The organism is Microbacterium sp. LMI12-1-1.1, from assembly GCF_040676455.1.
Lineage (GTDB): Bacteria > Actinomycetota > Actinomycetes > Actinomycetales > Microbacteriaceae > Microbacterium.
The window spans coordinates 1436046-1453836 of sequence record NZ_JBEGIA010000001.1; the positions used below are offsets into that span (position 1 = coordinate 1436046).

At 70.2% G+C, this 17791-nt stretch carries 15 protein-coding genes; 9 read left to right on the top strand and 6 right to left on the bottom strand.

The features are described 5' to 3' along the window. The first annotated feature begins 48 nt into the window (after positions 1 to 48). Both MRBLMI12_RS06710 and MRBLMI12_RS06715 read left to right on the top strand, forming a co-directional pair. Positions 49 to 966: a carbohydrate ABC transporter permease gene (locus MRBLMI12_RS06710; RefSeq protein WP_363355019.1), complete on the top strand. Its 918-nt coding sequence runs from the start codon at positions 49 to 51 to the stop codon at positions 964 to 966. Then, a complete protein-coding gene (locus MRBLMI12_RS06715) occupies positions 963 to 1877 on the top strand; it encodes a carbohydrate ABC transporter permease (RefSeq protein WP_363355021.1) in 915 nt (304 codons plus the stop codon). Before MRBLMI12_RS06710 ends, MRBLMI12_RS06715 begins: the two co-directional genes overlap by 4 nt. A 12-nt stretch (positions 1878 to 1889) precedes the next feature. On the opposite strand, the gene MRBLMI12_RS06720 is transcribed toward MRBLMI12_RS06715, so the two are convergent. After that, positions 1890 to 2672, bottom strand: a complete 783-nt coding sequence (locus tag MRBLMI12_RS06720; RefSeq protein ID WP_363355023.1) for a nucleotidyltransferase domain-containing protein — start codon at positions 2670 to 2672, stop codon at positions 1890 to 1892. A 182-nt stretch (positions 2673 to 2854) separates the two neighbouring features. Here MRBLMI12_RS06720 and MRBLMI12_RS06725 point away from each other — a divergent pair, with 182 nt between their 5' ends. The 6 genes from MRBLMI12_RS06725 (at position 2855) to MRBLMI12_RS06750 (ending at position 10052) form a co-directional block, all read left to right on the top strand. Then, positions 2855 to 3271, top strand: coding sequence for an L-rhamnose mutarotase (locus tag MRBLMI12_RS06725; protein ID WP_363355025.1), 417 nt, complete (start codon positions 2855 to 2857; stop codon positions 3269 to 3271). Beyond that, the gene (gene rhaI, locus MRBLMI12_RS06730; protein ID WP_363355027.1) at positions 3268 to 4434 is read left to right on the top strand and encodes an L-rhamnose isomerase; all 1167 of its coding nucleotides are present in this window, start codon (positions 3268 to 3270) and stop codon (positions 4432 to 4434) included. The genes MRBLMI12_RS06725 and rhaI overlap by 4 nt, the downstream gene beginning before the upstream one ends. 150 nt (positions 4435 to 4584) lie before the next feature. Continuing rightward, complete coding sequence (locus MRBLMI12_RS06735) at positions 4585 to 5469, top strand: alpha/beta hydrolase fold domain-containing protein (protein ID WP_363355029.1); 885 nt, start codon at positions 4585 to 4587, stop codon at positions 5467 to 5469. A 32-nt stretch (positions 5470 to 5501) separates the two neighbouring features. Next, entirely contained in the window at positions 5502 to 7538 is a 2037-nt protein-coding gene (locus MRBLMI12_RS06740; RefSeq protein WP_363355031.1) for a bifunctional aldolase/short-chain dehydrogenase, read from the top strand. A 109-nt stretch (positions 7539 to 7647) separates the two neighbouring features. Beyond that, complete coding sequence (locus MRBLMI12_RS06745) at positions 7648 to 9066, top strand: rhamnulokinase (protein ID WP_363355033.1); 1419 nt, start codon at positions 7648 to 7650, stop codon at positions 9064 to 9066. Next, positions 9063 to 10052: a serine hydrolase domain-containing protein gene (locus tag MRBLMI12_RS06750; protein ID WP_363355035.1), complete on the top strand. Its 990-nt coding sequence runs from the start codon at positions 9063 to 9065 to the stop codon at positions 10050 to 10052. Before MRBLMI12_RS06745 ends, MRBLMI12_RS06750 begins: the two co-directional genes overlap by 4 nt. Before the next feature lie 124 nt (positions 10053 to 10176). Here the strand turns inward: MRBLMI12_RS06750 and MRBLMI12_RS06755 are convergent, their stop codons facing one another. Then, complete coding sequence (locus tag MRBLMI12_RS06755) at positions 10177 to 11190, bottom strand: LacI family DNA-binding transcriptional regulator (RefSeq protein WP_363355037.1); 1014 nt, start codon at positions 11188 to 11190, stop codon at positions 10177 to 10179. An 80-nt stretch (positions 11191 to 11270) separates the two neighbouring features. Continuing rightward, positions 11271 to 13529 carry a beta-glucosidase family protein gene (locus MRBLMI12_RS06760; RefSeq protein ID WP_363355039.1) on the bottom strand — a complete coding sequence of 753 codons (2259 nt, stop codon included), beginning with the start codon at positions 13527 to 13529 and terminating at the stop codon, positions 11271 to 11273. Positions 13530 to 13767: 238 nt separating this feature from the next. Here MRBLMI12_RS06760 and MRBLMI12_RS06765 point away from each other — a divergent pair, with 238 nt between their 5' ends. Further along, on the top strand, positions 13768 to 13950 hold the full coding sequence (locus MRBLMI12_RS06765) for a hypothetical protein (RefSeq protein ID WP_349425323.1): 183 nt from the start codon (positions 13768 to 13770) through the stop codon (positions 13948 to 13950). A gap of 93 nt (positions 13951 to 14043) precedes the next feature. Here the strand turns inward: MRBLMI12_RS06765 and MRBLMI12_RS06770 are convergent, their stop codons facing one another. From MRBLMI12_RS06770 to MRBLMI12_RS06780, 3 genes are read right to left on the bottom strand one after another with little or no spacing between them, the layout of a single operon-like run. Then, on the bottom strand, positions 14044 to 14889 hold the full coding sequence (locus MRBLMI12_RS06770; RefSeq protein WP_349425324.1) for a transglutaminase family protein: 846 nt from the start codon (positions 14887 to 14889) through the stop codon (positions 14044 to 14046). Continuing rightward, complete coding sequence (locus MRBLMI12_RS06775; protein ID WP_363355042.1) at positions 14886 to 15818, bottom strand: alpha-E domain-containing protein; 933 nt, start codon at positions 15816 to 15818, stop codon at positions 14886 to 14888. The genes MRBLMI12_RS06770 and MRBLMI12_RS06775 overlap by 4 nt, the downstream gene beginning before the upstream one ends. Continuing rightward, a complete protein-coding gene (locus MRBLMI12_RS06780; protein WP_363355044.1) occupies positions 15812 to 17602 on the bottom strand; it encodes a circularly permuted type 2 ATP-grasp protein in 1791 nt (596 codons plus the stop codon). Before MRBLMI12_RS06780 ends, MRBLMI12_RS06775 begins: the two co-directional genes overlap by 7 nt. Positions 17603 to 17791 lie beyond the last annotated feature (189 nt).

The following is a 17791-nucleotide window of genomic DNA, read 5'->3' on the forward strand; positions in this document are numbered from 1 at the left end:
GTCGCGTCGTCCGCGGCGCGGCCCCCCTTTCACATCAATGGAGATGACATGACGACGCTAGCCCCCGCGCGGAAAGACACCGCCGCGCCTCCGCCGCACACGCGGCGCTCGATGAGGAGCATGTACCCGCTCTGGTTCTATATCCCGGCGGGGATCCTCTTCATCGTCCTCTTCGCCGTCCCGACGTTCGCGTCGTTCTACTTCAGCCTCACGCGCTGGTCCCTCTTCGACGTCGAGTTCATCGGCTTCCAGAACTTCGTGACCTTCTTCACGGAGCCGATGCTCTATCAGAGCCTGATCAACACCTTCATCTACGGCTTCATCACCTCCGGCCTGAAGGTCGTCCTCGGCCTCGCCCTCGCCCTGCTGCTGACGGGCTCGATCCTCGGTCGCGGGTACCTCCGCGCCACCATCTTCTTCCCCGTGCTCGTGTCGACGATCGGCGTCGGCATCACGTTCAAGGTGCTGATGGATCCGTTCGACGGGCTCATCAACAAGTCGCTCGCCGCGATCGGCATCCAGGGCCCCGCGTGGCTCACCGACCCCTCGCTCGCGCTGTACTCCGTCTCACTCGTCGACGTCTGGCAGGGCGTCGGCATCGCAACGCTCATCTACATCGCCGGCATCGTCGCCATCCCCCAGGAGTACTTCGAGGCCGCCCGCGTCGACGGCGCCGGGGCGTGGAAGGTCTTCCGCAACATCACGCTGCCGCTCGTCACGCCGGCGACGGGCACCGTCGTGCTGCTCTCGCTCATCGGCGGCCTGAGATCGTTCGAGCTGATCTGGGCGATGACCCGAGGCGGCCCCGGGTTCTCGAGCGACGTGATCGCGTCGGTGATCTACAAGCAGTACCAGGCGGGCTTCTACGGCCTGTCGACGGCGGGCAACGTGGTGCTCTTCGTCATCGTCACGGCCATCGTCGTGCCGATCTTCTACTTCATCAACCGTCGGCAGGTGGAATCATGACCGTCACGCGCACCATCACGACCGCGGACGCCCGCGCGGTCCGCCGCGCCGCACGCGAGGATCGTCGACCGCTCACGCTCCGGAGGTTCCTGCGCAAGTACGTCGTGGGCGTCATCGCGATCGTCCTGTCGATCATCGTCTTCATCGTCCCGTTCGCGTTCATCTTCCTCACCGCCGCGAAGAACCCGCAGGAGGCCTCGCTCTTCGAGTTCACGCTGCCTCAGCAGGGCTGGTACCTGTGGGAGAACTTCCTGGCGGTGCTCCAGACGCGGGACTACATCATCCTGCGCGCATTCTTCAACAGCACGGTGCTGACGGTCGTGAGCGTCGCGATCATGGTGGTCTTCTCGGCCGCGGTCGGCTATGTGCTGCAGCGGCGGAAGTCCCGCTGGAACGCCATCGTCTACTTCCTCGTCTTCGCCGGGCTCATCGTCCCGCCGGCGGTGGTGCCGACGATCTGGGTGCTGCAGGGTCTCGGTCTCTTCAAGACGATGCCGGGCATGATCCTCATCGAGGCGGCCTTCGGCCTCTCGTTCTGCATCCTGCTCTTCCGCGCGTTCGTCTCGACGATCCCGCGCGAGCTCGACGAAGCGGCGATCATCGACGGAGCCGGACCCATGCGGCTGTTCTTCTCGGTCGTGATGCCGCTGCTTCGCCCGGTGATGATCACGATCATCGTCGTTCAGGCGGTGCGCGTGTTCAACGACTTCACCGGCCCGTTGTACTTCCTGCCCGGAGATGCCAACGCGACGGTGCAGCTCACGCTCTACAACTTCCAGAGCCAGAACCTCAGTCAGTGGAACCTGCTGTTCATGGACATCCTGCTCATCACGATCCCGCCGCTGATCATGTACATCTTCTTCAACCGGCAGATCGTCGCGGGGCTGACCAGCGGAGCGGTCAAGGGGTGATGCGCCGTGCGTTCACCAGAACTCCGCGGGGACGGTCCCGCGGAGCCAGGCGAGCTCGTTGTCGCGGATGAACGTCGACAGCGCCTCGTCGGGGGTGAGACCGTCGCCCAGCCACTCGTCGAGGATGCGCAGCAGCTCGCGGCCCGACTCGATGTCGGGGTCGTCGACCACCTGACTCCAGCTGTCGACGAAACCTTCGGGGGTGGGCACCGAGCGCACGAGCTGGGAGATGTACTTCGGGCCGGGAAGCATGACGTGGTTCGCGGCGAGGGCCGCCCGCGCGGCGGCCAGGGCGAGGTGCAGTCCGGCGTGGCGGCGGAGGAATCCGTCGCCGCGCTCGACCGCCTGACGAAGGAAGTAGCCGCCGTACAGGCGCGCCTGCGCGACGTGGGACCTCACGCGCTCCTCCCACACGTCGTCGGGCAGCGTCGCGATCCGGGCCACCGTCTCGTCGAGGCCCGGCAGGACGCTCCACGCGATGCGCGCACCGACGAACGACGCGCGGGTCGGGTCGTCCGCCTTCTCGACGGCGGTGGCGAGGTACGACGGACTCGCGAGCTTGATGTCGATGTACGAGCCGGCATAGTCGAGGTCCCGGCGATCGACCCAGGCGAAGCGGCCACGCGCGGTCTCAGCGGCGAAGCGGTCGTCGTCGACGACGAGGTACACGTCGACGTCGGAGTCTGCCCGCTCCCTCCCCTGCGCGACGGAGCCGACGAGCACGACGCCGAGCGCGCCCTGTTCGCCCTTCACCGAGTCCACGTAGGCGGCGAGCGCCCGTTCCTGCTGCAGCATCCGTGCTCCTTCGCGTCGAATCGGCTCCCACGCTATCGACACCCGGGCGGCCGGCGCGTACCATGCGACGGGAAGCGTTTTCCCATTTGCGGAATCGGTATTGAGCGTTTATCGTTGAAACGATTCATCCACGCGGTGAGTCATCCCCGCACTTTCAACATCGGCAGAGGAGCGCCCCGCGCATGACAAGCACCACTGCGACGACGCGTGTCTGCTTCCAGCTGCGGATACGTTCTGAGCTGCTCGACGAGTACATCGCCCGGCACACTCCGGTGTGGCCCGAGATGCTCGCCGAGATCGCCGCCGCCGGCCGCCGCAACTACTCGCTCTTCCTCGGCGAGGGCGGGCAGCTGATCGGGTACTACGAGACCGACGACGACGCGGCCGCACAGGCCTATCTCGCGAACTCCGAGGTCGCCGCCCGCTGGGAAGCCGAGATGGGCCGTTTCTTCGTCGGTCTCGACGGACGCCCTGACCAGGCGGCGACGCCGCTGACCGAGGTCTTCAACCTGCACGACCAGCTCGCCGCCGCTCGAGGCGCGACGACCGAGCACTCCTCCCCTACCGACCCCACCCACGAAGAAGGCACCGCATCATGACGACGCTGTCACCCGACATCCTGTCCGCGCTCGAAGGCCAGGGCATCGAGCTTCCCAGCTGGGCGTTCGGCAACTCCGGCACGCGCTTCCGCGTCTTCACGACCGCCGGCACGCCGCGCGACCCGTACGAGAAGATCGCCGACGCCGCACAGGTCAACGCCTATACGAAGCTCGCCCCGAGCGTCGCCCTGCACATCCCGTGGGACAAGGTCGACGACTACGCCGACCTGCGCCGCCACGCCGAAGACCTCGGTGTGAGCCTGGGCACCATCAACTCCAACACCTTCCAGGACGAGGACTACAAGTTCGGGGCGCTCACGCACCACGACGACCGCATCCGCAGCAAGGCGATCGACCACCACCTCGAGTGCATCGACATCATGGATGCCACCGGCTCGCGCGACCTGAAGATCTGGCTCGCCGAGGGGTCGAACTACCCGGGGCAGGCCGACATCCGTGCGCGTCAGGACCGCCTGCAGGACTCGCTGCAGAAGATCTACGACCGCCTGTCGGACGAGCAGCGGCTCGTGCTCGAGTACAAGTTCTTCGAGCCGGCGTTCTACCACACCGACGTTCCGGACTGGGGCACGTCCTACGCGCAGGTCGCCTCGCTCGGCGACAAGGCGATGGTCTGCCTCGACACCGGCCACCATGCGCCGGGCACCAACATCGAGTTCATCGTCATGCAGCTGCTGCGCCTCGGGAAGCTCGGCTCGTTCGACTTCAACTCGCGCTTCTACGCCGACGACGACCTCATCGTGGGCGCCGCCGATCCGTTCCAGCTGTTCCGCATCATCTTCGAGGTGGTGCGCGGCGGTGGGCTCAACAACCCGGACGTGGCGTTCATGCTCGACCAGTGCCACAACGTCGAGGACAAGATCCCCGGCCAGATCCGCTCGGTGCTGAACGTGCAGGAGATGACCGCCCGCGCCCTCCTCGTCGACCGCGACGCCCTCGCCGCGGCGCAGCAGGCGAACGACGTGCTCGGTGCCAACGCCGTGTTCATGGACGCCTTCTACACCGACGTCCGGCCCGCCCTCGCCGAGTGGCGCGAGTGGCGCGGACTCGCGGCCGACCCGATGGCCGCGTACGCGGCATCCGGCTACCAGCAGCAGATCGCTGCGGACCGCGTCGGTGGCACGCAGGCCGGCTGGGGCGCCTGACGTCCTCAGCACCCATTGGGGCTACGCCCCAAACCCGCGGCCGCTGACGCGGACCAAGACCCACCGGGGGTGCGGGATGCCGATCCCCGCTCCCCCGGTGCACCACCTCGATCCCGGCACCGATGCCGGGCCCGGACCCGAAGGATCCAGATGAGCGAGCCCTACTCCGCCGCCGACGGCCTCGTGCGCGTCTACCCCGCGCGCGAGCCCCACGGCACCGGCCTGGTGTGGGCGCACGGAGGTGCGTTCGCGTTCGGCGACCTCGACATGCCCGAGTCCGACTGGGTCGCCGGGCAGCTCGCGGCCCGCGGCACGACGGTCGTCTCGGTCGACTACCGCCTCGCGCCCGTTCCGGAGGGGTGGGATGCCGCCGGCCGGTCCGGTGGCGGAGACCACTACCCCGCGGCATCCGACGACATGCTCACGGCGTGGGCGTGGGTCGTCGACAATGCCGACCGCCTGCGCATCGACCGCGAGCGGCTGGCGATCGGCGGAACCAGCGCCGGCGGCAACCTCGCCGCCGGGGCGACGCTCCGGCTCGTCGAGCAGCGGTCGATGCCGCGTCCCGCGCTCGTTCTGCTCGCCTACCCCACGCTGCTGGCGGTGCAGCCGGCGCCGGATGTCGCGCTCCGTGCCGCGCTGGATGCGCAGCCCGCGGCCGACCGGTTCCGCCCGGAGATGATCCGGGCGATGTACGAGAACTTCCTGGGCGGTCCGATCGACGACGCGCCGCTCGCGGCGATTCCCGGGAACGCCCGCCCCGACGACCTCGTGGAGTTCCCGCCCACGCTCATGATCAACGGCGACGTCGACGAGCTCCGCGTCTCGGGTGAGGCGTTCGCCGCGTCGCTGCGCGCCGCCGGGCGCCCGATCGAGGTCGTCACCGAGCCGGGCACCGATCACGGGCATCTCAACCGGCCGCAGGAGCCCGCGGCATCCGTCACCCTCGGCCGCTTCGCGACCCGCCTCGCCTCCCTGTCCCTCACCGGCGCCCGCCCCGCCGCACCCACCTCCGCTCCGGCCTCACTCGCCTGAGCCACACCAGCCACCTCAGAAGGAATCCCGACATGACCAACCCGGCCGTCTCCGACCTCATCACCCGGTCCAATCGCCTCGGCGCCGACCCGAAGAACACGAACTACGCCGGCGGCAACACGTCGGCGAAGGGCACCGAGACCGACCCGGTCACGGGCGAGCCCGTCGAGCTGCTGTGGGTCAAGGGCTCGGGCGGAGACCTCGGCACCCTGAAGGAGTCGGGGCTCGCGGTGCTGCGCCTGGACCGCATGCGCGCGCTCGTGAACGTCTACCCCGGCGTCGACCGCGAGGACGAGATGGTCGCCGCGTTCGACTACTGCCTGCACGGCAAGGGCGGCGCCGCGCCGTCGATCGACACCGCGATGCACGGCCTCGTCGATGCCGCGCACGTCGATCACCTGCACCCCGATTCAGGCATCGCGATCGCGACCGCCGCCGACGGCGAGGAGCTCACCGCGAAGGTCTTCGGCGAGAAGGTGGTGTGGGTGCCGTGGCGCCGCCCCGGCTTCCAGCTGGGCCTGGACATCGCCGACATCAAGGCGAAGAACCCGCAGGCGATCGGCTGCATCCTCGGCGGCCACGGCATCACGGCGTGGGGCGACACCTCCGACGAGGCCGAGCAGAACTCGCTCTGGATCATCGAGACCGCCGCCGCCTACATCGCCGAGCACGGCAAGGCCGACCCCTTCGGCGGCGTCCGCGCGGGCTTCGAGGCGCTGCCCGAGACCGAGCGCCGGGCCAAGGCCGCCGCGCTCGCGCCCACGATCCGAGGCCTCGCGTCGACCGACAAGCCGATGGTGGGCCACTTCACCGACGCGCCCGAGGTCCTGGACTTCCTCGCGTCCGAGAAGGCGCCCACCCTCGCCGCGCTCGGCACCAGCTGCCCCGACCACTTCCTGCGCACCAAGGTCAAGCCGCTCATCCTCGACCTGCCGTCCGACGCGTCGGTCGAGGACTCCATCGCGCGCCTCGCAGAGCTGCACGAGGCGTACCGCGCCGACTACCAGGCGTACTACGACGCGCACGCGACCGCCGAGAGCCCCGCGATCCGCGGCGCCGACCCGCTGATCGTGCTGATCCCGGGTGTCGGCATGTTCTCGTACGGCGCGAACAAGCAGACCGCCCGGGTCGCCGGCGAGTTCTACGTCAACGCCATCAACGTGATGCGCGGCGCCGAGGCGCTGTCGACCTACTCCCCCATCTCCGACGCCGAGAAGTTCCGCATCGAGTACTGGGCGCTCGAAGAGGCGAAGCTGCAGCGCATGCCGAAGCCCAAGACGCACCAGGGCCGCATCGCGCTCGTCACGGGCGCGGCATCCGGCATCGGCAAGGCCATCGCGACCCGCCTCGCCGCCGAGGGCGCGTGCGTCGTGATCGCCGACCTCGACCTCGAGAAGGCGCAGGCCGCTGCGGCCGAGCTCGGCAACACGGATGTCGCCATCGGCGTCGCCGCGAACGTCGCCGACGCCGACGCGATCCAGGCCGCCTTCGACGCGGCCGTGCTCGCGTTCGGCGGCGTCGACCTCGTCGTCAACAACGCCGGGCTGTCGCTGTCGAAGCCGCTGCTGGAGACCACCGAGAAGGACTGGGACCTGCAGCACGACGTGATGGCCAAGGGCTCGTTCCTCGTCTCGAAGGCCGCTGCGAAGATCCTCATCGAGCAGAAGCTCGGCGGCGACGTGATCTACATCTCGTCGAAGAACTCCGTCTTCGCCGGCCCGAACAACATCGCGTACTCGGCGACCAAGGCCGACCAGGCGCATCAGGTGCGCCTGCTCGCGGTCGAGCTCGGTGAGCACGGCGTGCGCGTCAACGGCATCAACCCCGACGGCGTCGTGCGCGGCTCGGGCATCTTCGCCGCCGGCTGGGGCGCGAACCGCGCCGCCACCTACGGCGTCAAGGAAGAGGACCTCGGCCAGTACTACGCGAACCGCACCATCCTCAAGCGCGAGGTCGTGCCCGAGAACGTCGCCGACGCGGTATTCGTGCTGACCGGCCCCGAGCTCTCGCGCACCACCGGCCTGCACATCCCGGTCGACTCCGGCGTCGCCGCCGCGTTCCTCCGATGACAGCGCGTTCGGGGCGTTTCGTCTCGCTCGTTCCTCGCTCGCTCAACGACCGCGACAAGATCTCGGTCGTTGAGCGAGCGAAGCAAGTCGAAACGCCAGGAGACCCATCATGACCGGCAGGATCGTCGCGGCCGTCGACCTCGGCGCGACCAGCGGGCGCGTCATGCTCGGGTACGTGGGCGACGGGATGCTGCGCCTCGAGCAGGTCGCCCGGTTCCCGAACGGTCCCGTGCCCGGCCCCGACGGCGGGCTGCACTGGGACTTCACGGCGCTGTACCGCCACATCCTCGACGGGCTCGCGGAGGCGTTCCGGCGCGAGCCGGGCGTCGCGAGCATCGGCATCGACTCGTGGGCGGTCGACTACGGGCTCGTGCACGGCGAGGAGCTGCTCGGCGAGCCGTTCCACTACCGCGACGAGCGCACCGCCCGCGGGGTCGAGATCGTCCACCGCGATGCCCCGTTCGAGGACCTCTACCGCCGCAACGGCCTGCAGTTCCTCCCCTTCAACACGCTGTACCAGTACGCCGTGGAGCCCGCGCTGGCAGATGCGGAGGCATCGCTGCTCATCCCCGACCTCGTCGCGTTCCTCCTCACCGGGACCCGCGTGGCCGAGCGCACGAATGCCTCGACGACCGGGCTGGTCGATGTCCGCACCGGCGAGTGGGACCTCGAGCTCGCGGCACGACTCGGCATTCCGGCATCCGTCCTGCCAACGCTCGTCGACCCGGGCGCCGTGCTCGGCACCCTCCACGGCGAGGCTCGCGAGCGCATCGGCGCACCTCTCGAGGTGATCGCGGTCGGCTCGCACGACACGGCTTCCGCGGTGGTGGCGGTGCCGCTCAGCACCCCCGACGCCGCCTACATCTCGTGCGGCACCTGGGGCCTGGTCGGCGTCGAGCTCGACGAGCCCGTCGTGAGCGACGCGGCCCGCGAGGCGAACTTCACGAACGAGGGCGGCGTCGACGGACGCGTCCGGTTCCTGCACAACGTGACGGGGCTGTGGCTGCTGAGCGAGGCCGTCCGCACGTGGGAGGCCGAGGACGGGGCGACGATCGATCTTCCGGCATTGCTGGATGCCGCGGCCGCCGTCACCGGTGACATCCCGCTGTTCGACGCCGACGATCCGCGCCTGTCGGCACCGGGCGACATGCCCGCCCGCATCGCGGCCGTCCTCGACGAGGCCGGCGCAACGGTGCCGGCGACCCGGGAGGCGTTCGCGCGGACGATCGTGGAGAGCATCGCGCAGGCGTTCGCCGACGCCGTCGCCACCGCCGCCCGGCTCACCGGCCGCGACATCGATGTCATCCACATCGTCGGCGGCGGAGCGCTCAACCGGCTGCTCTGCCAGGCGACCGCCGACCGCTCGGGGCTTCCCGTGCTGGCGGGACCGGTCGAGGCGACCGCGCTCGGCAACGTCCTCGTGCAGGCGCGCGCGCACGGCTGGTTCGGCCCCGACGCCTCCCTGGAGGATCTGCGGCGCGTGGTAGCGGCATCTGTGTCTCCCGAGCGGTACGAGCCGCGCGCGTGAGCGGCTACGGGGCGGCGTTCGACTGGGCGCGGCGTCATGTCGAGGCGGGGCGTCTGCCGACCGCCGTGCTCGGCGTCGCGACAGCGGACGGGGTCGTCGCGCTTGACGCGTTCGGGACGACCGACGGCCGGCCGGCACGGGCAGACGACCCGTACTGGCTGTTCTCCATCACCAAGGTGCTGACGGGCCTGACCGCGGCGCGCGCGATCGAGCGCGGGCTGCTCACCACCGAGACGCCGCTCGCCGCAGCCGTTCCCGAGTTCGCGAGCGGGCGTGAGGACGTGGTGCGCCTGCGTCACCTCGTGAGCCACACCTCCGGCATCCGGGAGCCGACGCTCGACCCGGCAGAGGGACTTCACGCCGCGCTGCGCGCGCCGGGACGCGACTTCGCCGCCGGCGCCGCCTCGCGGTACTCGACCGTGGCGTTCCAGGGCATCGCCGAACTGGTACGGCACGCGACCGGTCAGGACTGGGATGCCGACATCGCGACGTGGGCTCCTGAACTCGGCGCGAACGGGTTCACGCTGGATCCCTCCGTCGACCCGCACACCGTGGTCGACGCGGAGCGTCTCGGGCTCGACATGCGCGGATTCGCGAGCCACCGCAGTCCCGGGGCCGGCATGATCGGCACGGCCGCCGACCTGCTCGCCGTCGGGTCGGCGCTGCTGCGCATCGGGCAGGGCGAGGCCGGAGGCATCGTGCAGCCGGCCACGCTCACGATGATGCGGCGCCCTCTCACCGGCGACATCCCGCGGCTCGAGCCCTACCCCGCCGAGCGCGGGCAGGACTGGGGCTTCACGTTCAACCTCCGCACGCGCGCACCCGGCCTCATCGATCGCGACGTGTTCGGCCATGCCGGATGGGCGGGCACCGAGTTCTGGGTGCACCCCACCGCGGATGTCGCCTACGTGCTGCTCACGAACGCGGCCGAACGGCCCGGCGTCGATGTCGACGAGCTCGACAACGCGGTGGTGGCGGGCGTCTGACAGCGCCGCGACGCCGGCCGTCGCGTGACGGTGTCCCGGACCGGCAGGATGGCGTCTGGCGTCGCCCGACGGCGGCCGGCCCGACGCGACGCGACGCGACGCGACGCGACGCGACGCGACGGCGTCAGGCTGGCGGCGCGCCTGTGGAGGTGCGCACCTTCAGCTCGACGTCGAAGATCTCGCGCGCAGCCTCCGTGCGTCCCGCGAAGCGCTCCAGGAGCATCTGCACCGCTCGCGCGCCCATCGCCTCGCCCGGCTGGTGCACCGTCGTGAGACCCAGGGCGGGGTGCGACGCCATCGGCACGTCGTCGTAGCCGACCACGGCGAGAGGCACCCCCGCCTCCGCGGCGGCGCGCATCGCCCCGAACGCGAGCTCATCATGGGCGGCGAACACGGCGGTCACCGGGGTGCCCGCTTCGAGTATGCGACGGACCACGCCGTACGAAGGGGTCTCGCCCTCGTCGGTGCGCCACACCACGGCGTTCCCGCCGAGCCCCGCGGCCGCCATCTCCGCCTCGTACTCGCGCAGCCGCACGCCGTGCGGGAACGGCTCGTGCGCGCCGGACTCCTGGAGGGTCAGATGAGCGATGTGCTGATGCCCCAGCGCGAGCAGGTGCCGCATCGCAGCCTTCGCCCCCGACGCATCGTCGCCAGCGACGACGTCGTAGCGGTCGGACGTGTCGTGCCGGCCGAACATGACGACAGGGACGGAGGCGGAGATGCGCTCGAGGCCCGCCTCGTCCACACGGGGCGACACGGCGATGACGCCGTCGACCTGGCGGTCGACGAGCGCCTCCAGTGCGCGCAGGCCCTCGCGCGAGCCGGCCTCGGCGGGGGCGATGATGAGCTGGTACGGCGTTCCCTCGAGAGCGCGGGTCGCTCCGCGCGCGATGCGCGCGAAGAAGTGGTTGGCAAGATCCGGAAGCTCGATGCCCAGCGTGTAGGTGCGTCCGCGCATCGCGCGGGCGGCGATCCGCGGGCGATAGTTCAGCTGCGTCATGGCGGCCGTCACGCGCTCGCGCATGGCGTCGCTCACGCCGTAGGCATCGCGCAGCACCTTCGACACCGCCGCCCGCGACACTCCGGCCACCTGCGCGACGTCTTCGATGGTCGCCGCACGCGGTCGCTCGACACTCATGACACGAGGGTAGTGGCGGCCGGCGCAGCGACGCCGGATGAGGCGGCACGCGCCGCCACCACCCCATCCGGCGCCATGGGCTACTTCACCGAGAAGGACGCCTCGGCGTCGGCGCTGACCGACCCGCCGACCGTCACCGTGTAGGTGCCGGGCGCGGTCGTCCAGGCCGATGCCGCAGTGTCCCAGTACTCGAGCAGGTGCATGTCGGCGAGGTCCTCGGCCGACAGCGTCACCTGCACGTTCCGGTGCTCGCCGGGCTCGAGCGTCACCCGCTCCCAGCCGATCAGGCGTTTCGAGGGCTCACCCGAGGCGTCCGGCAGCTCGAGGTAGACCTGTGCGACCTCGGTGCCGGCCACATCGCCGGTGTTGGTGAGCTTGAACCGCACCCGGATCTCCTTGTCTCCGGTGGTCGACTTCGGCGTCACCGTCACCTTGTCGTAGGCGAACTCGGTGTAGCTCAGGCCGTGCCCGAACTCGAACAGCGGCTCGATGCCTTCGGCCTCGTACCAGCGGTAGCCGACCTCCAGCCCCTCGCTGTAGTCGACCTGCCGGATGCCGGACGCGTCGAGCACCCCCGGATACTGCGCCTCGGAGCCGGCGGTCGGCGTGTCGGCGAGCGAGACGGGGAACGTCATCGGCAGCTTGCCCGACGGGTTCGCATCGCCGTACACGAGCGCCGCGAGCGCCGGGCCGAACTGCTCTCCCGAGTGCCATGCGTGCAGCACCGCGTCGACGTCGGCGATCCACGGCATCTCGACGGCGGAGCCTGCGTTGAGCACTGCCACCGTGGCGGGAGCGGATGCCGCGACCGCCTCGATCAGCTGATCGCCGTTGCCGTCCAGCCGGAGGTCGGGCAGGTCCTGACTCTCGCCCATGGTGTAGTGGCCGAACACGATCGCCACATCCGCGGCGGATGCCACCGCCGCGGCCTGCGTGAGGTCGGCTCCGTTGTCGTACACGACCTCTCCGCCGGCCTGCGTCACGCGCTCGGCGAGAGCGGTGAGCGGGTCGACGAGCGCGGTGCAGTTCAGCACCGGCCCACCGGGTCCGAACGGGAAGTCCCAGCCGCAGCCGGTCTGCGCGCTGACGTCCCCGGTGGGGACGCTCGACGCCGTCTGTCCGATGACGGCGACGGTGAGCTCCCCCTCGGCGAGAGGCAGCACCCCGTCGTTCTTGAGCAGCACCGTGCTCTGCTCGGCGATCTCGCGGGCGAGCGCCTTGTGCTCCGGCGTGGAGACTTTCGCGACGGGTGTCGCAGGCACCGGGTGATCGAACAGGCCTCCTGCGATGTAGGAGCGCACTACGCGGAAGGCGGCTTCGTCGATCCGCTCCTGCGTGATCTCACCCGCGGCGAGCGCGGTGTCCAGACGCGCGGGCGTGAACCAGCGCGGCCGGTTCAGCTCCTGATCGAGGCCCGCGTTCAGCGACGGAGCGGTCGAGTGCACCGACCCGAAGTCGCTCATCACGTAGCCCTGGAACGGATAGTCCTCGCGCAGGCTCGTCGTGAGGATCTCGTTCTCGCACGCCCACGCGCCGTTGACCTGGTTGTACGAGCACATCAGGCTGCCGGGATCGCTCTTGCGCACCGCGATCTCGTACGGCAGGTCGTAGATCTGCTTGAACGTGCGCTCGTCGATGTTCGACGAGCTGGACTGCCGCGCGAGCTCCTGCTCGTTCGCCACGTAGTGCTTGAGGTTCGCGATCACCGGCTTGTCCGGGTTCCCGTCCTCCAGACCGCGCACGTTCGCGGCCGCCATGAGACCGGAGAGCACCGGATCCTCGCCGAAGTACTCCGAGCCCCGGCCGGACAGCGGTGTGCGGCCCGACGCGATGCCCGGTCCGAGGACGACCGCGCTGCGCTTGTCGAAGGACTCGCTGCCGTGCGCGATCGCCTTCTGCTCGCCGAGCTCGAGGTTCCATGTCGCGGCGACCGCGATCGGCCCCGGCCACGCGGTCGTCCCCGCCGATTGATAGACGCCGTCCGGTCCGTTGGCGTAGATGACGACCGGCGTACAGGCCACCTGTGCGGGGTACACGACCGGCTCTTCGCCGGTGAACCCGGGGTTCCACGTCGTACGAGCGGGGTCGTTCGCCGGCTGCTCGACCAGCCAGCGATACTTCTGATGCTGCGAGCTCGCGTCGAGCAGCGCCTGGGCGCGTTCGTCCGCGGTCTTCGAGTTATCCATCCAGGGCACGGTGCTGCAATCCACCGCGGCGGCCGGTGCGGCGACCGCGATCACCGTCCCCGTGCTCACCAGCGTGGCGCCCAGCAGCACCGCGATCGCACGTCGCCGCCCGCGCATCCGGCGCGGCTGTCGGTCGTTCTCGGACAACGTCATCGTCGTTCCTCTCCGTCGAGGAGCGATCCGTAGACCGCTCTACATATGTAGACCGCTCTACGGTGGCACGCCGCATCCGTGAACGTCAAGGCTTCTTCCGCCGTGTTCCACACGCCGGGACGGAGGAATGCCTCCACCTCGGCAGCGTGCCGATCTCTCCCGTCCCCGCACATGCGGGCCGCAGCAGGGCCATGTCAAGGGCCCGGCGCGCGGCATCCGTCGGGGTTAGCGTGTCGGCATGGACGAACGGCGAAGCGACGACGAGACGCCCCGTGACGGCATCCCGGGCGACGAGAGGCCGAGCAGCGGCGACGAGAACCCGGTGGGCGGGGACGAGACCACCGAAGAGCAGCTCGAGGCGGACAACCCGGTCGAAGCCGACACTCTCGAGACCCTCGACCCCGACAACCCGCCTGCCTGACGACCCACGCCGGCCAGCAGCGCCGGGGACGGCGAACCGCGGCTATGCCTCGCCGCGCCGGGGCAGGCAGCGCCCGGGGACGGCGAGCTGGGGCTACGCCTCGCGCGTGATCGTCACCTTGACGTGCAGGTTGCTCTTGAACGGGCCGGCGTACACGCCGCGCAGCGGCGGCACGTCGCCGTAGTCGCGGCCACGGCCGACGAGCACGTGCCGGTCGCCGATCTCGATGTTGTTCGTGGGGTCGAAGCCCTGCCACTCCCCCGCGTACCACTCGATCCAGGCGTGGGACTCGCCCGTCACCGCGACGCCGACCTCCGCCGACGGACGCGGGTGCAGGTAGCCCGACACGTAGCGCGCCGGGATGCCGACCTCGCGGAGCGCCCCGAGGGTGACGTGCGCGATGTCCTGACAGACGCCCTTGCGCGCCTCCCACGCCTCGCTCGCGGTCGAGTGCACGCCGGTGATGCCGTGCATGTACTCGACGGCGTCGCCCACCGCGACCGAGATCGCGTGCGCGGCGCGACCGGGGTGCTCGTGCTCCGCGGCGATGGCGCGCGCGAGCTCGGCGACCTCGGCGTGCGGGCGGGTGCGCCCGGTCTGCGTCAACTGCTCGACGGTCTCGATCGAGCGGGCGGACTCGCGGGCGAGGTCGTCCCACGTGAGGTCGATGTGCTCGAGCGGTCGCGGACGCACCTCGACCAGCGAGCGCGCGGTGATGGTGAGCGACGCGTGGGGCGACAGCACGTCGAACGCCGCGACCCGCGTGCCGAAGTAGTCGACGTACTGGTTGACGGATGTCGACGGCTCGATGTCGAGCGACGAGTTCAGCACGAACTGGCTGTCGGTCGAGCCGGGGAGCATGCGCGCCTCGTTGTACGAGGCCGTCACGTCGCCCAGATAGCTGAACCCGGTCTGGTGCTCGATGCGCAGGCGTTTCATGAGATCTCTCCGATCCAGCTGGGCTCGGCCTGCGTCGGGAAGAACCGGCCGCGGATCGCTTCGGATGCCTCGCGCGTGACGGTCTGCACGCGGTCCATGTGCGTGGGCAGCTCGCTGAGGATCTCGGAGATCGGCCGGTACTCGAGGTCGTTGCGGATCTGCCCGAGCGCGCGCAGCACCGTGTTGGAGTGGCCCACGCGATCGGCGCGCGGGTCGATCGCGCTCATGCACTCCTCGGCGCGCTGGATCGAGTAGATGATCGAGCGCGGGAAGAGCCGGTCGAGCAGGAGGAACTCGGCGGCATTGCCGGCGCTCGGCATGCCGCGGTACGTGCGCAGGTAGGCCTCGTAGGCGCCGCACGAGCGCAGGATCGTCGTCCACGACGGACCGGATGCCTCGGTTAGCGACCGTGTCGCCAGCAGGCGCGCGGTCATGTCGGTGCGCTCGATGCTGCGTCCGAGCGTGAAGAACTGCCATGCCTCGTCGCGGCTGGTGGACGAGTCGACGATGCCGACGGCGAGCGCCGCGCGCTCGCGCACCCACTGGAAGAACTCGTGCACGCGGTCGTTCTGCAGGCGCCGCGGCATCCGTGCATTCGTCGTGTTGAGCGTCTCCCACAGCTCCGTCGAGACGATCTCCCGCGCGCGGCGGGCATTCTCGCGCGCAGCCGTGAGGGCGTAGGCGATGCTCGAGGGGTTCATGCGATCGACCGCGAGGCGGGCCAGCACGTCTTCGCGGCGGACGTGCTCCACTCCCGGCGGCGGGGCGGAGCCCATGACGCTGAGCAGCGACCGGCAGGCGGTGTCCTCGTCGATCCAGGGGTCTTCGAGCAGCAGCTGCAGGTGCACGTCGAGGATGCGCGCCGTGCCGTCGCTGCGCTCGATGTACCGCCCGATCCAGAACAGGCTCTCCGCGATGCGACTCAGCATGTCGTGTCCTCGGAAGCTCGACGCGTTTCGTCCCGGTCGCCGGCGCTCCCTCGCTCGACGACCGGAATCCCGGTCGCTGAGCGGGCGATGCGAGACGAAACGCCCTCGACCGCGGCCTGCCGCTGCTGTTGCTGTTGCTGCTGCTCCTGCTGCTCGACGCGGGAGCGGGGCCGGTCGTGCGGCGAGTGGGTGGGCTCGGTCTGGGCGTCGTAGATGATCGGCACCGCGGCGGTCACCGTCGACGCCTGGTCGGCGACGAGCTCGGGCATGCCGCGGCCGTGGCCGTACTCGACCTTTCCGGGCGCGGAGCCGCCGACGATCCACGTGTCCTTCGAGCCGCCGCCCTGGCTGGAATTGACGACGAGCTGACCTTCCGGCAGGGCGACGCGGGTCAGGCCTCCGGGGAGCACCCAGACGTCTTCTCCGTCGTTGACCGCGAAGGGCCGCAGGTCGGCGTGGCGCGGTCGCATGCCGTCCTCCACGAGGGTGGGGATCGTCGACAACATGACCACGGGCTGAGCGATCCAGCCGCGGGGGTCGGCGCGCAGGCTGTGCCGGAGCTTCTCGAGCTCGGCGGGCGAGGCATCCGGTCCGACGACCAGCCCCTTGCCGCCCGAGCCGTCGACCGGCTTCACCACCAGCTCGTCGAGCCGGTCGAGCACCTCTTCGAGGGCGTTCGGGTCTTCGAGCCGCCACGTGTCGACGTTCTTGAGGATCGGCTCCTCCGCCAGGTAGTAGCGGATGAGGTCGGGCACGTACGTGTACAGCAGCTTGTCGTCGGCGACGCCGTTTCCCACCGCGTTCGCGATGGTGACGTTGCCGAGCCGCGCCGCCAGCATGAGTCCCGGTGCGCCGAGCATCGAGTCGGCGCGGAACTGCAGCGGATCGAGGAACTCGTCGTCGACACGTCGATAGATCACGTCGACGCGCTTGGGGCCGCGGGTGGTGCGCATGAACACCTTGCCGCCGATGCACAGCAGGTCGCGGCCCTCGACGAGCTCGACGCCCATGAGTCGCGCGAGCAGCGTGTGCTCGAAGTAGGCGGAGTTGTAGACGCCGGGCGTGAGCACGACGACGTTCGGGTCCTCGATGCCGGCGGGCGCCGAGGCGCGCAGCGCCGCGAGCAGCTTGTTCGGGTAGTCGCCGACCGGGCGCACCCGCATCGAGACGAAGAGCTCGGGAAGGGTCTGCGCCATGACACGCCGGTTCGAGATGACGTAGCTGACGCCCGACGGCACGCGCACGTTGTCTTCGAGCACGCGCATCTCGCCGTGCTCGTCGCGGATGAGATCGATGCCCGACACCTGGATGCGCACGCCGTTGGCGGAGTGGATGCCGGCGGCCTGGCGGTAGAAGTACTGCGAGCTCGCGATCAGCCCGGCGGGCAGCACCTCGTCGCGCACGCAGTACTGATGCCCGTAGGCGTCGTCGAGGAAGGCCTCGAGCGCGCGCACGCGCTGCTTCACACCGGCCTCGATGCGCGACCACTCGTCGAACGTGATCACGCGGGGCACGGCATCCAGCGGGAAGGGACGCTCCTCGCCCGCGAAGTCGAACGTCACGCCCTGCGCGAGATACGAGCTCGCGAGCGAATCGGTGCGCCCGCGCAGCTCCTCCTGAGTCATCTGCGCGAGCGCCTGGTAGAGCTCTCGATAGGCCTCGCGCGACTCGGCCGGCGCACCCGGGTGCGCCGGGTTTCCGAACATCTCGTCGAACGCGGGAACCCCCGAGGGCGTCTTGCGCGGCGCGAGCGTGGAGCCGTAGCCGTCGAACAGATCACCCATCCGGACAGCCTAATGCGGGCCGTGTTGCCGCGGTGTTTCGACGGATGCCGGCAGCACCGTGAGCGCGAGCCGGCGGCGGGGCGACACCCGGCGAACCGGCGGCCATGCCGCTCACGGCACGCTGCACCGCGCCGCGGACCGGTGCGCCGTAAGAACCCCGTAATCCCGGACACCGCCCTGCGGACGCTC

Coding starts and splice junctions, on each gene's coding strand:
- MRBLMI12_RS06710 (WP_363355019.1), top strand. CDS start 49: ATGACGACGCTAGCCCCCGCGCGGAAAGACACCGCCGCGCCTCCGCCG.
- MRBLMI12_RS06715 (WP_363355021.1), top strand. CDS start 963: ATGACCGTCACGCGCACCATCACGACCGCGGACGCCCGCGCGGTCCGC.
- MRBLMI12_RS06720 (WP_363355023.1), bottom strand. CDS start 2,672: ATGCTGCAGCAGGAACGGGCGCTCGCCGCCTACGTGGACTCGGTGAAG.
- MRBLMI12_RS06725 (WP_363355025.1), top strand. CDS start 2,855: ATGACAAGCACCACTGCGACGACGCGTGTCTGCTTCCAGCTGCGGATA.
- rhaI (WP_363355027.1), top strand. CDS start 3,268: ATGACGACGCTGTCACCCGACATCCTGTCCGCGCTCGAAGGCCAGGGC.
- MRBLMI12_RS06735 (WP_363355029.1), top strand. CDS start 4,585: ATGAGCGAGCCCTACTCCGCCGCCGACGGCCTCGTGCGCGTCTACCCC.
- MRBLMI12_RS06740 (WP_363355031.1), top strand. CDS start 5,502: ATGACCAACCCGGCCGTCTCCGACCTCATCACCCGGTCCAATCGCCTC.
- MRBLMI12_RS06745 (WP_363355033.1), top strand. CDS start 7,648: ATGACCGGCAGGATCGTCGCGGCCGTCGACCTCGGCGCGACCAGCGGG.
- MRBLMI12_RS06755 (WP_363355037.1), bottom strand. CDS start 11,190: ATGAGTGTCGAGCGACCGCGTGCGGCGACCATCGAAGACGTCGCGCAG.
- MRBLMI12_RS06760 (WP_363355039.1), bottom strand. CDS start 13,529: ATGACGTTGTCCGAGAACGACCGACAGCCGCGCCGGATGCGCGGGCGG.
- MRBLMI12_RS06765 (WP_349425323.1), top strand. CDS start 13,768: ATGGACGAACGGCGAAGCGACGACGAGACGCCCCGTGACGGCATCCCG.
- MRBLMI12_RS06770 (WP_349425324.1), bottom strand. CDS start 14,889: ATGAAACGCCTGCGCATCGAGCACCAGACCGGGTTCAGCTATCTGGGC.
- MRBLMI12_RS06775 (WP_363355042.1), bottom strand. CDS start 15,818: ATGCTGAGTCGCATCGCGGAGAGCCTGTTCTGGATCGGGCGGTACATC.
- MRBLMI12_RS06780 (WP_363355044.1), bottom strand. CDS start 17,602: ATGGGTGATCTGTTCGACGGCTACGGCTCCACGCTCGCGCCGCGCAAG.